Raw genomic sequence first — 14,795 nt, forward strand, 5'->3', positions numbered from 1 at the left:
TCCTTATGCTTCGGTAGGCTGATTATTTTGCCGCTTCTAGAGAAGCAACATCGTTTACAGCCGCTGCATCTAGCGTTTTAACGATTCGTTTTGTTAGACCAGTTAGAACTTTACCTGGGCCCATTTCAAGCAGCTTTTCTACGCCTTGCTCATTCATTAACTGAACGCTCTCTGTCCAACGAACAGGGCTATGGAGTTGACGAACAAGTGCGTCTTTAATTTTTGCCGGATCCGTTTCTGCTGTCACATCAACGTTGTTGATCACAGGAAGTTGTGGTGCATTGAATTCGATAGACTCAAGTGCTACTGCGAGCTTCTCTGCTGCTGGTTTCATTAGTGCACAGTGTGACGGTACTGAAACAGGAAGAGGAAGAGCACGCTTCGCGCCTGCCTCTTTACATAGTACGCCTGCACGTTCTACGGCATCTTTACTACCCGCGATAACAACTTGGCCTGGCGAGTTGAAGTTTACTGGAGAAACGACGTCACCTTGTGCAGCTTCTTCACAAGCTTTTGCAATCGCTTCATCATCTAGACCGATGATCGCGTACATTGCGCCAGTACCTGCTGGTACCGCTTCTTGCATAAGTTGACCACGTAGCTCAACCAGTTTGATTGCTTCTTTAAAGTCAATCACGCCAGCACATACTAGCGCTGAGTATTCACCTAGACTGTGACCCGCTAGGTTTGCTGGTTGCTCAAGATCAAGCTCTTGCCATACACGCCAGATAGCAACAGATGAAGCTAGCAAAGCAGGTTGAGTACGGAAAGTTTGGTTCAGATCTTCTGCAGGTCCATTTTGAACAAGCGCCCATAGGTCGTAACCTAGTGCGTCAGATGCTTCTGCAAATGTTTGTTTTACTACGTCATATTGTTCGCCTAGATCAGCAAGCATACCTACAGCTTGTGAACCTTGACCTGGAAATACGATAGCAAACTTGCTCATGTTGTTTTCCTTTAAGCAAAGTAAAAAGAAATAAGATGCACCTTAGCGCATCTTAAATTTTGAACTGTTATGAAATTTAGAACTTCACCAGAGCTGAGCCCCAAGTGAATCCGCCGCCAAACGCTTCAAGAAGCAATGTTTGACCACGCTTAATTCGACCATCACGAACCGCTTCGTCCAGTGCAGTTGGCACTGTTGCTGCTGATGTGTTGCCATGCTTATCTAATGTAATCACGACTTGGTCTAGTGACATCGAAAGTTTCTTCGCTGTCGCAGAAATAATGCGGTAGTTCGCTTGATGTGGCACAAGCCAATCTAGCTCCGACTTATGCATATCGTTGGCTTCAAGTGTATCTTTCACTAACCTAGAAAGTTGAGTTACTGCTACTTTGAACACTTCGTTACCCGCCATGTGCAGCCATTTGTCAGCATCTTTGCCACGCTCTGGCACAGGGAGGCTCAGAAGATCACCAAATTGACCATCAGAGTATACGTGCGTAGAAATGATGCCCGGCTCTTCACTCGCGCCGACGACCACCGCGCCCGCTGCATCACCAAATAGGATGATGGTTGAACGATCTGTTGGATCACACGTTTTCGACAATGCGTCTGCACCAATAACAAGTACGTTTTTACACATACCTGATTTGATGTGTTGATCAGCGACAGACAATGCGTATACAAAGCCCGAACAAGCAGCGGCTAAGTCAAAAGCAGGACAACCTTTAATGCCAAGCTTTGCCTGCACCTGACACGCAGATGAAGGGAAAGTATGGCTACTGCTCGTGGTCGCAACGATAATTAGATCGATATCGTTCTTATCAATGCCGGCCATATCGATAGCATTTTCAGCTGCGTAGAATGCCATGTCTGCAACCGTTTCATTTTCTGCTGCAATTCGACGCTCTTTAATACCCGTGCGAGCGACAATCCACTCATCACTTGTATCTACCATTTTCTCGAGATCTGCGTTAGTACGCACCTGAGATGGCAGGTAGCTGCCAGTACCTAAAATTTTGCTATACATGAAGACTAATAATGCCTCTCGAGTAAAACCGCTTCCAAACGATCGCTAATACGGCTGGGTACTTGTCGTTTGACCTCGTGTACTGCCTCACCAAGTGCATTGACAATAGCAGATACATCCGCACTTCCATGGCTTTTTATGACAATGCCGCGCAATCCTAGCAAACTTGCGCCGTTATACTGGTCGGGGTTCAGTGTTTTTAGTTCATTAAATAGCCGAGAAAACAACTTTCTAGCAATCCAACCTTTTATTGATGAAGCCATCATGCTGGTTTTTATTTTTTCGATAAAAAGTTGAGCTGTTCCCTCACTGGCTTTCAAGCATACATTACCAACGAAGCCGTCACACACGATGACATCAGCAACGTCATGTAAAATTTGATTACCTTCAATATAACCGACAAAGTTAACGGCGTCGGTCTGAGAAAGCATTTCAGCACAGCGTTTGACTAAATCGTTCCCTTTTATCTCTTCAGCACCGATATTAAGCACAGCAACACGAGGGGGACGTCGTAAATGCTGTTCTACTAGTGCACTCCCCATCACAGCGAACTGAAACAGGCTATCTGCATCGCACGATACATTCGCACCAAGATCAAGCATCCAAGTACGTTTTCCGCTTATGGTTGGTAACGCCGAAACTAAAGCAGGTCGTTCAATGCCAGGGAGTAACTTAAGAATAAATCGGGAAAGCGCCATCAGTGCGCCAGTGTTTCCACCGCTCACACAAGCATCTGCCTCGTTTTCAGAAACGAGATCGATGGCCACGCGCATAGAACTGCCTTGGCTATTACGCAATGCTAATGATGGTTTTTCTGAATTTGATATTACTTTCTCGCTATGGCGTATGCTTAAACGAGAACTAGGAGATATACCTAATTGAGATAATTGAGACGTGATCAAATGTTGATCACCTATAAGAATCACTTTTAGCTCTGGGAAATGAGACAGTGCCTGCACGGCGGCAGGCACTGTTACGCGTGGACCGAAATCCCCGCCCATTGCATCAAGTGCAACGGTAATATTTTGCAAAGGATCAACCTTACTTGTTGATAACCTTTTTGCCACGGTAGTAACCTTCAGCAGTTACGTTGTGACGTAGGTGAGTTTCACCTGAAGTTGCATCTACAGAAAGTGCAGCTGTAGTTAGTGCATCGTGTGAACGACGCATACCACGCATTGAACGTGACTTCTTGCTCTTTTGTACGGCCATTGACCCTACTCCTATACTATTGGGTTCAAAGCTGAGAAAGTATTAGAGAATACCTATTACTTTTTCAAACTTTTCAAAACGTCGAATGGATTCGGTTTTTCTTCCTCAATTTCTTCAGGAATTTCACCAAAAACCATGTTATTTGAATCAACGCTACAATCCGCTTCATCATGCATTGCAATTTGAGGTAATGCTAAGATGAACTCGTCTTCAACCAGTTGTATAAGGTCTAATTCACCGTACTCATTTAGATCTACCAAATCATAAATTTCTGGTGCTTCCTCTTCTGTCTTCTCACCGTAGTAAGGAGTGTAAAGGAATTCAACTTCACACGGATGCGTGAATACCTCATTACAACGCTGACACTCTAATTCGACTTCGATGTTAGCTTTACCAGAGATAACAACAAGTCGCTGTTCATCTATCTCAAATGACAATGAGACTTCTGCGTCGCGTTTTACGCCATCAGTCATTTCCGCTAAGCGTTTAAAAAGACTAGCTTGGATGATGCCATCGTAATCTAATCGTTTTTGTGCCGCTTTAGCCGGATCAACCGTTCGCGGTAATTTTACCTTTTGCATAGGGCGCGAATATTATCTTCCAAATCAAAATTAGTCAAAGAAAAAGGCAAAAAAGTTATACTTTTTTACGCTTAACATACAGAGCATTAGCCAGAATCAATTTCAATCGATTATGCTATAGAAAATGCTTGCGTGAATTGTAATTCAAAATGAAAAATTACCAACTTGTTTTAGCCTCAACTTCACCTTTTCGTAAACAATTACTCGAAAAACTGTCGTTACCTTTCGTTTGTTTGTCCCCACAATGCGATGAGACACCTTTCCCGAATGAAACACCATTGGAACTGGTGAAAAGACTGGCTATCGACAAAGCAACATCCTGCAATATAGGACAAGCCAGTTTGGTGATTGGTAGTGATCAAGTCTGCATGATTGATGGTCAGATTATTGGTAAGCCCCTCAACCGAGAACGCGCTATCGAACAATTACTTGCTCAAAGTGGTAAAGCAATTACGTTTTACACTGGACTTGCCGTATACAACTCAGTGACAAAACACACCGAAGTCGGAGTAGATACGTTCGAAGTTCATTTTAGAGATCTAACCCAAGAACAAATTGAACGTTACGTCGATAAAGAAGAGCCATTTTATTGCGCTGGCAGCTTTAAGAGTGAGGGGATGGGCATTTGTTTATTTAAAAAATTGGTCGGCAAAGATCCTAACACGCTTATAGGGCTGCCTTTGATCGACTTAATCGACATGCTTCAAGCTCAAGGATTTAATGTGCTCTAGTGCTCTAGCATCCAATAATACAGTGGCCAAACTTAAAAACATCAACCCGACATGGTCTCAAATGATTACGTTCGAATGGCTACGTTTCAAATGACTAAATTTCAAATGAATAAGTATAGAGGGACAAAAGGGAGTCCATGACTCCCTTTTGTATTGTTATTTTGCCTTGATCAATTCGCTTTTTCTCAAGCCAACAAGCACTTTTTCAAGTTTCGCGCCCATCGGTGCATTGATTTCCATCCACTCATCATTGGTTGGATGTTGAAACTTGATATTTGCAGCGTGCAGGAACAAACGGTCGAGCCCTACTTGTCCTGTGTAAGCATCAAATCGGCGATCACCATAACGATCATCCCATGCAATAGGATGTCCTGCATATTGAGTGTGCACACGAATCTGATGAGTACGGCCCGTAATTGGACTCGCTTGAATGAGTGTCGCTTGATCAAACTTTTCTAAGATCTTAAAGCGTGTCTCAGATGGTTTGCCATTTGGATTAACTCGCACGATGCTGTTCACTTCGTTTTTTAGCAGCGGCGCATTCACCATCTTACAACTGTTTTTCCATTGCCCCATTACGAGTGCAAAGTAAAACTTCTTAACCGTTTTTTCGCGGAATTGCGCCTGTAAGTGGCGAAGTGCGGAACGCTTTTTCGCTACTAACAAAATACCCGAGGTATCGCGGTCAATACGATGGACCAACTCAAGGAAACGAGCCTCAGGACGCAACGCTCTTAGTGCCTCAATCGCACCAAATTTAAGGCCGCTGCCGCCGTGAACCGCCGTACCAGATGGCTTATTCAAAACCAGCAGATGATCGTCTTCAAAGATGATCATATTTTCTAGCTCTGCGACCTTATTCAACTTGGTACTTGGTGCTACATCCGCTTCTTTACTTTCAACCGTGACTGGCGGAATACGCACAAGGTCACCAGCTTTCAGCTTATACTCAGCTTTAACGCGTTTTTTATTTACACGCACTTCCCCCTTACGCACGATTCGGTAAATCATACTTTTCGGGACGTCTTTTAATTGGTTGCGTAAAAAGTTATCAATACGCTGACCCGCCATATCTTCGTCAATGTCGACGAACTGGACTTGTGTTCTTATTTCGCTCATGGCCGCTATTGTAAACGCAAATCTGCACGACTTCACATTATTCTTGATACAAAAGAATTAGCGCACCGCAAAAAGGACTCAATAGGCCGCCAACCTTTTGTTTAATTTATGAAAACCGTCATCTAAGTTCAGTGTATATTGCGTATCTTTATCAATATACCACTTCCAAATGCTTATGAAACAGCCAGTTATAAATTATAAAAATTGAATTTAGCGCTGATTTTTCTATCGTTTGCGTGAAAGCCGATTGCTGATATCCACGAGCACTGCTATAGTTCACAGCTGCTAAGGAGGGTTTGGTTACATTTTGTTCACTACCATTCATTTATCCCCAGCAATGAGAGTAGGCTGTTGAAGCTCAAGTGCAGCACTGGCGTAAGACACGTTGAATTCAACACACTTGCCTCTCTACTCCTCGCATATTCACGTTGAGTATCTACCGCCCGAATAGCGGGTCACAAGTTTACGTTTCCAAAGAAACCCAAAAAATTTGTGATGACTGAAGTGCCCCAGAGCATCCCCTTCCAGCCGGGAGGCTGCAAAACATAGCCATGGGATCAGGCACCGTGAAATAGCGAAAAAAAGTGGCAAGTAATTAAAAATATAAAGAAAAGACAACGAGAATTTTCAATGAAAAGAATGTTAATTAACGCAACTCAAAAAGAAGAGTTGCGTGTCGCTCTGGTTGATGGCCAGCGACTTTTCGATCTTGATATCGAGAGTCCAGGGCATGAATCTAAAAAAGCGAATATCTACAAAGGACGTATTACACGTATCGAACCAAGCCTTGAAGCCGCATTTGTTGATTACGGTGCTGAGCGTCATGGTTTCCTCCCTCTTAAAGAAATTGCCCGCGAATATTTCCCTGAAGGTTACACTTACCAAGGTCGTCCAAGCATTAAAGAAGTGCTGACTGAAGGTCAAGAAGTCATCGTACAAGTGGAAAAAGAAGAGCGTGGTAGCAAGGGCGCAGCTCTAACTACTTTCATCTCTCTAGCAGGCAGCTACCTTGTTCTTATGCCTAATAATCCTCGAGCTGGCGGTATTTCTCGTCGTATCGAAGGTGACGAGCGTACTCAACTAAAAGCGGCACTAAGCACACTAGAACTGCCACAAGGCATGGGTCTAATTGTACGTACTGCAGGCGTTGGTAAGAGTGCAGAAGAACTTGAGTGGGATTTGAACGTACTACTTAACCATTGGAGTGCGATTAAGGGCGCGGCAGATTCTAACCCTGCTCCTTTCTTAATCCACCAAGAAAGTAACGTTATCGTTCGTGCAATTCGTGACTACCTACGTCGTGACATCGGTGAAATCCTAATCGACAGCAACACCATTTATGAGCGTGCTAAAGAGCACATCAAACTGGTTCGTCCTGATTTCATCAGCCGCGTTAAGAAATACGAAGGCGAAGTGCCGCTATTTAGCCACTATCAAATCGAAAGCCAAATCGAATCGGCTTTCCAACGTGAAGTGCGCCTACCGTCTGGTGGTTCTATCGTAATCGACCCAACAGAAGCTCTAACTTCTATCGATATTAACTCTGCTCGTGCAACGAAAGGCGGTGATATCGAAGAGACAGCACTGAACACCAACTTAGAAGCAGCAGACGAAATCGCTCGTCAATTGCGTCTACGTGACCTTGGTGGTCTAGTTGTTATCGACTTTATCGATATGACACCTGTACGCCACCAGCGTGAAGTAGAAAACCGCTTACGTGAAGCCGTTCGTCTAGATCGTGCCCGCGTTCAAATCGGCCGTATTTCTCGCTTCGGTTTGTTAGAGATGTCTCGTCAGCGTCTGAGTCCTTCTCTGGCAGAAGCAAGTCACCATATTTGTCCTCGTTGTACGGGCACAGGTGTGGTTCGTGACAACGAATCTCTTGCACTTTCTGTTCTTCGTCTGATCGAAGAGGAAGCGCTAAAGGACAACACTGCGCAAGTACTTGCCGTAGTACCAGTGCCAATCGCGTCTTACCTTCTCAACGAAAAACGTCGCTCTGTGAACCACATTGAACGTAACCAAGAAGTGAAAATAACGGTTGTTCCTAACTCAGATATGGAAACACCACACTTTGAAGTGATCCGTGTTCGTGAAGGCGAAGAGTTTGATCTGCTTTCTTACCTACTTCCAAAGAAACTGGAAGCAATGAAAGAAGCAGAAGGTAAAGATACGGGTGAAACTGAAATCAAACCAAAGCGTATTGAAGAACCTGTACTAAAAGGTTTTGCTGCGCCTCAAACCGCTCCAACTCCAGCTCCAACTTCAAAACCTGCGCCTGTAGCTAAGAAGAAAGAAGCGGAACAAGAAGAGAAACCAGGTCTATTCAGTCGTCTGATCAAAGCACTAGGTAACTTCTTCTTTGGTGGTTCTGAAGAAGCAAAAGAAGAACCAAAACAAGAAGAGAAGAAACCAAGTCGCGATAACAAGCGTCCTAGACGTGATCGTAACGACCGCCGACGTGGTAATCAACGCGATAATCGTGACAACCGCGAAAACCGTGATAATCGCGATAACAAGCGTCGTCGTAAACCTCGTGATGAGCAAACGTCAGAGCAGAACGAAGTACAACAGCAAACGAACAAACAGCCAAACCGCAATCAGAAGCGTAAGCCTAAAACTCAGCAAGCAGAAAAAGCTCAAGAGTCCAAAGCAAATGCAAAAGTAGCGGAAAAAGGCCTGCTGTTAGCGGCGGAAGCTCGTACTGAACCAAAATCAGAAGAAAGCAACGCGAAGCCAAACGCGAAAGCAGAAAAAGTGAAAGAGCGCCGTCAACGTCGCAAACTGAACAAATCTGTGCGTGTTAAAGATCAGCTTGCATCTGAACAGGTTGTTGAAGAATCAATTCAAGCGGTTAAGCCTGTAGAAGCGCCTGTTGAGAAAGTGGTTGAGCCAACTTTAGATTCAGCAGCCGAAACGCAACAAGACAACAAGCAAGGTGAGAAACAACGTCGTAATCGCCGTTCACCACGTCACCTACGTGCAAGTGGTCAACGTCGCCGTCGTGGTCGTGATCGTCGCCCTAACCCATTCCGCCTACGTAAGGGTGGCGTTGCCTCTCCTGAGATGGCAATGGGTAAAGTAATGCCACGTTACATTCCAAAACCAGCTCCTAAGAAAGAAGAGCAAGTAAAAGAAGAAAACGTAGTAGCACCAACAGCGGCAGCATCATCAGTACCAGCAATGCAAGGTGGCTTTGCTTGTCCTGAAATGGCAATGGGTAAAGTTATCATTCGTCGCGAAGCTCCTATGATTGCAGAAGTACCTGTGATTGCAGAAGTACCAATGGCTGTTACTGAGGCACCAGTTGTTGAAGATAACGTTCAACAGACAGTAGAACCAACCGTAGATGCGCCTATCGTGGAAACAGTCTTGACTGAGAACACTGCGTCAGAAACGGCTGAAACACCAGTTGAGCCAATCGCTGAAACCGTTGAAGCTCCAGTAGCTAAAGTAGTAACGGAAGAAACTGAAAGCGTCGTGGTAGAAACGCCAGTTCAAGCTCCAGCTGTAGAAGAGACGAAAGAAACTTCTGTAGAAGTCGCTGACAAGGCTCCTATCGCAGCTGTAGAGACTAAAGCGAACGTTATTCAGGTTGCGTCTAAGCCACACGCTAGCGCACCGATGACAAAAGCACCTGGCCCTCAAGAGCTTCGCGAAATTTCTGTAGCGCCTGCACCGTTAAAAGCTGAGCGATACGCACCTAAAGGTGCGGGTAGCCAAGTTGCGACAAACCGTGCGTCAGCAAAAATGACTAAACCAAACTTTAGCTAATCAAAAAATACGCTAACTAATTGAAAGGCTGCCGAAAGGCAGCCTTTTTTGCTATTTATCTCTCTCATTCATATTGTTCACATTAATATCAATGACTGATCACATTTGTGGTTCATTATTCGTATCATTCTTGAACTTAATCACACTTTTAGGTAGCATTCGCCGACTCTAGTTTTCGACACCATTCTGATGCTGCTCTTTTCCATCACAGTTTGTACTGATAATTGTAAGCGATATACCTGTTATTAGTACTGATGCAAACACGAATATGTGTCGAGAGAAAATTCATAGCTAAAAGAGCTCGATAATAAACATGTTCGAATTTCCGCAATTTTCTAAGCACTCCGTAAAGAACGATGTGCTATCAGGTCTGACCGTTGCTCTCGCATTGGTACCTGAAGCTGTAGCCTTTGCATTCGTCGCCGGCGTAGACCCTATGGTTGGTCTATACGCGGCATTCATTGTAGGCCTTATCACATCAATTTTTGGTGGCCGTCCAGGCATGATTTCTGGTGCAACTGGCGCAATGGCCGTTGTAATGGTTTCTCTTGTCGCTAGCCACGGTGTTCAATATCTCTTTGCTGCCATCATGCTAGCCGGCATCCTCCAAATTGCTGCAGGTCTATTTAGGCTGGGCAAGTTTATCCGAATTGTGCCTCACCCTGTCATGATTGGTTTCGTCAATGGTCTTGCTATTGTCATTTTCCTAGCTCAGCTTGGTCAATTCAAAGCACCAGACATCAACGGTATGTTAACGTGGCTTCCTCAAGAGCAAATGTTACTCATGCTAGGCCTTGTGGCATTAACAATGGCTATCATTCATTTTCTACCTAAGTTCACAACAGCAGTACCATCGTCTTTGGTTGCAATCGTAACCGTTACCGCTCTTGTGATTGGATTAGATCTTGAAACACGCACCGTTGTCGATTTTCTACGCACAATGTCTGGTGACGAAGCCGCAACCCTAGCAGGCTCACTACCAACATTTGCTATTCCGACCGTACCGTTTACGCTTGAAACTCTGCAAATTATCTTGCCTTACGCGATTATTCTGGCAGCTATCGGTCTCATTGAATCATTGCTTACACTGACCGTTCTCGATGAGATGACAAACTCTCGTGGCCAATCCAACCGCGAATGTATCGGCCAAGGTATGGCGAACATGACATGTTCTGTATTTGGCGCGATGGGTGGTTGTGCAATGATCGGTCAATCAATGATCAACGTAAACTCGGGTGGTCGTGGCCGTCTATCCGGTATCGTTGCTGCAGTCGCACTGCTGATTTTCATCTTGTTTGCATCATCACTGATTGAGATGATCCCACTAGCGGCCCTTGTTGGTGTCATGTTCATGGTTGTGATTGGTACGTTTGAGTGGGCAACATTCAAGCTTGCACGCCGTGTGCCTAAGCAAGACTTCTTCGTTATTGTTCTCGTTACGGTCGTCACTGTACTCACAGACCTTGCCGTCGCCGTCGCGGTTGGTGTGATTGCATCAGCACTGATGTTCGCATGGCAACACGCAAAACACATTTACGCAGATACACGCTTAAATGATGAAGGTTCAAAAGAATATAAGATCCACGGTCCAATCTTCTTTGGTTCTGCGGCCAATTTCCTTGAACTGTTTAACGCTCACGGCGATCCAAAAGACATCATCGTAGACTTTGCGGATTCTCGTGTAACCGACCATTCAGCGATTGAAGCGATTGAAACGCTCGCAGAACGTTACGCAGCCCTAGGCAAGACATTGCACCTACGCCACTTAAGCCCAGATTGCCGTAAGCTTCTCGATAAAGCAGGCAGTTTGGTGGAAATCAATGTCAAAGAAGACCCTAGCTACAAAGTCGCGACAGACGTATTAGCAGGTTAATAACACAAAAAGGGATGAGCATGACTCATCCCTTTTGTTAATCTGGTGATTACTCGCTATTTATCGATGATGCAGACTATAGTTTTTTCAAAATGACGTCTGATGCTTCTTCTATGAGATCAAGTACCAACTCAAAGCCTGCATCTCCCCCATAGTATGGATCTGGAATTTCATCGTAATCTGAATCGGAATGGCTCAAAAACAGTGTAATTTTATACTGATGTTCAACAGGGCATAGATCCAATAGATCGCTAAGGTTTGCCTTATCAGCGGCTAAAATCAGATCAAACTCTTCAAAATCCGACATTTTTACTTTGCGGGCTTTCATGCCTTTAAATGAATAACCTCTCGCTTCCCCCGCTTGCATCGCACGTGAATCAGGACGACTTCCTGAATGGCAACTAATTGTACCGGCGGAATCAACGGTTAAAGGGATGCTCTGCTCCAGTGATTTTGCTTTCAGTACCGCCTCGCCTGTTGGTGAGCGACAAATATTACCCATACAAACTACCAGTACTTTCTTCATTTTATTCCCTGAATTATCGGTGGTTTTTCTTCACGATTTGTTGATCTATCATAGCGAGATAATTGAGCAAACCCAAGCACACGAATCACAGGAAGTATTATGTCTATCGAAGAGAACAAAGCCGCGCGTCACAAAGCTCGCCAACAAAAAGTCAAAGAACAGGTAGACGCAAAAATTGCGGCCGCTCAGGAAGAAAAAGGCCTATTACTGATTATTACTGGCAATGGGAAAGGCAAGTCAACATCGGGCTTTGGCACTATTGCGCGCGCTGTTGGGCATGGGCTAAAGTGCTCAGTAGCTCAGTTTATTAAGGGCACATGGGATAATGGCGAACGTAACTTACTTGAAAAACTAGGTGTTGAGTTCCAAGTAATGGCAACTGGCTTTACATGGGAGACTCAAAACAAGAGTCAAGATACTGAAGCCGCGCAGTTAGTATGGCAAGAATGTAAACGTATGCTGCAAGACGAATCTATCGATGTGATTCTATTTGATGAACTGACCTATATGGTTAGCTACGGGTACATTGACTTAGCTGACGTAGTTGAAGCGCTGAACAATCGTCCTAAAATGCAGTCGGTGGTCATAACTGGTCGTGGGGCTCATCGTACTCTTATTGAGATGGCTGATACTGTATCTGAAGTAAAGAATGTAAAACATGCTTTTGAATCGGGCGTTAAAGCACTCAAAGGCGTTGATTGGTAAATTTGCCAGTACCAATTTAAATTACCGGCTCACTTGCTCGTTTGTCCCCAGACTTTACATCTAACTGATAGGCAATAAAAAGGGTTAGCATAATGCTAACCCTCCCTTACAACGGTTCTTCCCGAGACCAGAAAACTAAACTAGCGGAACAGATTTTTTAACAATCCATCTACGGCTTCTTTCGTTTTTTCATCTTTAATTTTGTCCGTTAGCTTTTCAACGCCACGATCGATTTCTTTCTGTGCTTTTTGCTTCAACACATCATCAAAAACTAACTTGAACTTAGGATCTGCCCATTTACCAGAAACATTAATTGGAATGGTAATATCTTTAAGTTCGTCGATATTCTTACCACCTTGACCCTCTAACGACCCAACAACCGAAGTGCTGATCGTAAAGTCCACTGTCTTATTTAAGTAATTCGCAGCCCCTTTACCACGCACACGCAATAAAGGCGATTGAGCTTGAAGATCATCGGTAGAAACCTGGCCTTTATTCAACTTGAGGGTCGCCGTCATCGCACTAAAGTCGGTTTTCTTCGTTTCGTCAGTCCCCTCTAGACTATGGCCTTTGAACTTCGCATAGTTTTCGCGAATCAATTGTGCAACGTTAATGCCATTTACGGCACCATCAGTAAAGTTAATCGCGATCGTGCCGATAAGGTTTTTCTTCATCCCTGTAGGCGTCAAGCTTTTGCCACTGACGTTCACATCAATATTACCCGTGCCCTCTAACATGTCGTTATCTGCAACATCAACAAGTAGTGGTTGCACATGTACACCTTTGATTGATTGCTTTGCACTATAGCTTGCAGGAGAGTGACGAGCATCTAATTTAGCGGTTGCTGAAATCGTCCCTTGGTAAAGCTTAGAACTGAAAGATGCTAACTCAAATACCCCGCGATCAATCGAAAAGTTCGCGTTTACCGCTTCCATTTTTGCGTTAGCCAGTTTGAACTGATCGATCGTAATATCACCTCTCACATCCAATGTTTTCAATGCTGATAGATCCGGCTCTACCTCTGGGCCTACTGGGGCACTATTTCCCCCTGATGTAGATTTGTTATCCGCCGGTGCTTGCTTGTTTAAGCCTAGGAATTCATCTAAATCGATGTTTGGACTATGCACAGCAAAACGTACCTTAGGGATGTCGCCCAGAGTGACATCTGCTTTACCATTGAGCGCAATCGCATTCGCGGTCAGTTTCTCTAACACAAAACTCAAGTGACTCTTGGTCAAATCAAACGAAAGATCTGAAGTCACGTCAACTTTCATTGGCGACTGAGGCAGAGCATCACCATCAAAGTTTGCGTTCAATGTCAGTTTGTTTAGTTGCACTTTGCTGATCGCCTTATCGACTGACAGCTCACCGCCACCTTGCATATCCAGCTTCATGCCACCCGTTTCACCTTTTAGCGCGTAGCTTAGGTTGTTTACCTTATTGAACTCAAACGCATCTAAACCAATGGTTGCTGATTCAATCTTGTTAGTAGCATCAGCATAAGTTGCATCAAAGTTGATGTTTTTCAATGCGTAACTGGCAAGGCCTTTTGCCAATTTGAAATCCGTTTTGCCTTGCGCAGTGAACGTTTGGGCATTCATCTCACCTTTCACGCCAAAATCAGCCGTTGTCCAGTGATCAAAAGCAAACTGAGAGAGGTTTAGCGAGATATCAGAAAGCTTGATATAGGTGCCAGCTTGCTTGTCTTGAACTTCAACATAGCCATTTGAGATAGAGACGCCTGCAAGATTGATCGTCCAATCAGAACCTGAACTTTGCGATCCTGCAGCTTGTTCTGACGCCGCTTCTGTCGTTTGTTCTGCTTGCTGAGTTTGTGCTTTGGTTAGCGCATCTATGTTTTTAGTGCCATCTTTCAATGTTTCAAGATAGAACTCAGCGCCATCCAGAGTGACCTTGCCAATTTCTAGCTGTTTGCTCAATAGTGGCATAACAGAAACATCAACACCCACAGTATCGACTTTAAACAAGTTTGGCTTGCTAAAGCCTTGTGGGTTTCTTAACTCAGTTCGCCCAAGTTCAAAACCAATTGATGGGAAAAACTGCCAACTGATGTCTCCTTCAACAACCAGTTCTAGACCCGTTTGCTTTTGTGCTTGTTCCACGATAAGTGGCTTAAACTGATTAGGGTTAACAAAAACAACCAACGCTAAAACGACGGCCAAAATCACCACAACCGGTATGGCAACAATTAAGAGCAGTTTCTTCATTCGCATTTTCCTTGCTCGAGTGTTCTCAAAATTATAATAGCTGACTCAGCATACCTAAGACCGTTCCCTTAGT

General features: G+C 44.4%; 12 protein-coding genes. 4 read left to right on the forward strand and 8 right to left on the reverse strand.

Annotated features, from left to right (window positions below):
* Positions 1-22 precede the first annotated feature (22 nt).
* The 5 genes from fabD to yceD form a co-directional block, all read right to left on the reverse strand.
* Positions 23-946, reverse strand: coding sequence for an ACP S-malonyltransferase (fabD, locus tag KHN78_RS02390; RefSeq protein ID WP_211919687.1), 924 nt, complete (start codon positions 944-946; stop codon positions 23-25).
* 76 nt (positions 947-1,022) lie between these two features.
* Positions 1,023-1,973: a beta-ketoacyl-ACP synthase III gene (locus KHN78_RS02395; RefSeq protein ID WP_211919688.1), complete on the reverse strand. Its 951-nt coding sequence runs from the start codon at positions 1,971-1,973 to the stop codon at positions 1,023-1,025.
* A gap of 5 nt (positions 1,974-1,978) precedes the next feature.
* Entirely contained in the window at positions 1,979-3,004 is a 1,026-nt protein-coding gene (gene plsX, locus KHN78_RS02400; protein ID WP_128811219.1) for a phosphate acyltransferase PlsX, read from the reverse strand.
* Between the two features lie 10 nt (positions 3,005-3,014).
* Positions 3,015-3,185, reverse strand: coding sequence for a 50S ribosomal protein L32 (rpmF, locus tag KHN78_RS02405; RefSeq protein ID WP_004414666.1), 171 nt, complete (start codon positions 3,183-3,185; stop codon positions 3,015-3,017).
* 56 nt (positions 3,186-3,241) lie between these two features.
* A complete protein-coding gene (gene yceD / locus KHN78_RS02410) occupies positions 3,242-3,766 on the reverse strand; it encodes a 23S rRNA accumulation protein YceD (protein WP_128811220.1) in 525 nt (174 codons plus the stop codon).
* 149 nt (positions 3,767-3,915) lie between these two features.
* Here yceD and KHN78_RS02415 point away from each other — a divergent pair, with 149 nt between their 5' ends.
* Positions 3,916-4,497: a Maf family protein gene (locus KHN78_RS02415; RefSeq protein WP_211919689.1), complete on the forward strand. Its 582-nt coding sequence runs from the start codon at positions 3,916-3,918 to the stop codon at positions 4,495-4,497.
* A 156-nt stretch (positions 4,498-4,653) separates the two neighbouring features.
* Here KHN78_RS02415 and rluC read toward each other — a convergent pair whose 3' ends face one another.
* Positions 4,654-5,616: a 23S rRNA pseudouridine(955/2504/2580) synthase RluC gene (gene rluC, locus KHN78_RS02420; RefSeq protein ID WP_211919690.1), complete on the reverse strand. Its 963-nt coding sequence runs from the start codon at positions 5,614-5,616 to the stop codon at positions 4,654-4,656.
* Positions 5,617-6,246: 630 nt separating this feature from the next.
* Here rluC and rne point away from each other — a divergent pair.
* Together rne and KHN78_RS02430 are read left to right on the forward strand one after the other, a co-directional pair.
* Positions 6,247-9,390 carry a ribonuclease E gene (gene rne / locus KHN78_RS02425; RefSeq protein ID WP_211919691.1) on the forward strand — a complete coding sequence of 1,048 codons (3,144 nt, stop codon included), beginning with the start codon at positions 6,247-6,249 and terminating at the stop codon, positions 9,388-9,390.
* A 313-nt stretch (positions 9,391-9,703) separates the two neighbouring features.
* Complete coding sequence (locus KHN78_RS02430) at positions 9,704-11,263, forward strand: SulP family inorganic anion transporter (RefSeq protein ID WP_211919692.1); 1,560 nt, start codon at positions 9,704-9,706, stop codon at positions 11,261-11,263.
* 76 nt (positions 11,264-11,339) lie between these two features.
* Here the strand turns inward: KHN78_RS02430 and KHN78_RS02435 are convergent, their stop codons facing one another.
* Entirely contained in the window at positions 11,340-11,789 is a 450-nt protein-coding gene (locus tag KHN78_RS02435; RefSeq protein WP_211919693.1) for a low molecular weight protein-tyrosine-phosphatase, read from the reverse strand.
* Between the two features lie 99 nt (positions 11,790-11,888).
* On the opposite strand from KHN78_RS02435, the gene cobO reads away from it, so the two are divergent.
* Positions 11,889-12,494, forward strand: coding sequence for a cob(I)yrinic acid a,c-diamide adenosyltransferase (gene cobO / locus KHN78_RS02440; RefSeq protein ID WP_211919694.1), 606 nt, complete (start codon positions 11,889-11,891; stop codon positions 12,492-12,494).
* A gap of 140 nt (positions 12,495-12,634) precedes the next feature.
* Here the strand turns inward: cobO and KHN78_RS02445 are convergent, their stop codons facing one another.
* Positions 12,635-14,722 (reverse strand): AsmA family protein, encoded by a 2,088-nt coding sequence (locus KHN78_RS02445; RefSeq protein ID WP_211919695.1) that lies wholly within the window; start codon positions 14,720-14,722, stop codon positions 12,635-12,637.
* Between the last annotated feature and the right edge of the window lie 73 nt (positions 14,723-14,795).

This window comes from Vibrio sp. B1REV9 (assembly GCF_905175395.2).
Classification (GTDB): domain Bacteria; phylum Pseudomonadota; class Gammaproteobacteria; order Enterobacterales; family Vibrionaceae; genus Vibrio; species Vibrio alfacsensis.

What these genes read in the sequence shown, in the direction of transcription:
- fabD (WP_211919687.1), bottom strand. Translation starts at nt 946, where the DNA reads ATGAGCAAGTTTGCTATCGTATTTCCAGGTCAAGGTTCACAAGCTGTA.
- KHN78_RS02395 (WP_211919688.1), bottom strand. Translation starts at nt 1,973, where the DNA reads ATGTATAGCAAAATTTTAGGTACTGGCAGCTACCTGCCATCTCAGGTG.
- rpmF (WP_004414666.1), bottom strand. Translation starts at nt 3,185, where the DNA reads ATGGCCGTACAAAAGAGCAAGAAGTCACGTTCAATGCGTGGTATGCGT.
- yceD (WP_128811220.1), bottom strand. Translation starts at nt 3,766, where the DNA reads ATGCAAAAGGTAAAATTACCGCGAACGGTTGATCCGGCTAAAGCGGCA.
- KHN78_RS02415 (WP_211919689.1), top strand. Translation starts at nt 3,916, where the DNA reads ATGAAAAATTACCAACTTGTTTTAGCCTCAACTTCACCTTTTCGTAAA.
- rluC (WP_211919690.1), bottom strand. Translation starts at nt 5,616, where the DNA reads ATGAGCGAAATAAGAACACAAGTCCAGTTCGTCGACATTGACGAAGAT.
- rne (WP_211919691.1), top strand. Translation starts at nt 6,247, where the DNA reads ATGAAAAGAATGTTAATTAACGCAACTCAAAAAGAAGAGTTGCGTGTC.
- KHN78_RS02430 (WP_211919692.1), top strand. Translation starts at nt 9,704, where the DNA reads ATGTTCGAATTTCCGCAATTTTCTAAGCACTCCGTAAAGAACGATGTG.
- KHN78_RS02435 (WP_211919693.1), bottom strand. Translation starts at nt 11,789, where the DNA reads ATGAAGAAAGTACTGGTAGTTTGTATGGGTAATATTTGTCGCTCACCA.
- cobO (WP_211919694.1), top strand. Translation starts at nt 11,889, where the DNA reads ATGTCTATCGAAGAGAACAAAGCCGCGCGTCACAAAGCTCGCCAACAA.
- KHN78_RS02445 (WP_211919695.1), bottom strand. Translation starts at nt 14,722, where the DNA reads ATGAAGAAACTGCTCTTAATTGTTGCCATACCGGTTGTGGTGATTTTG.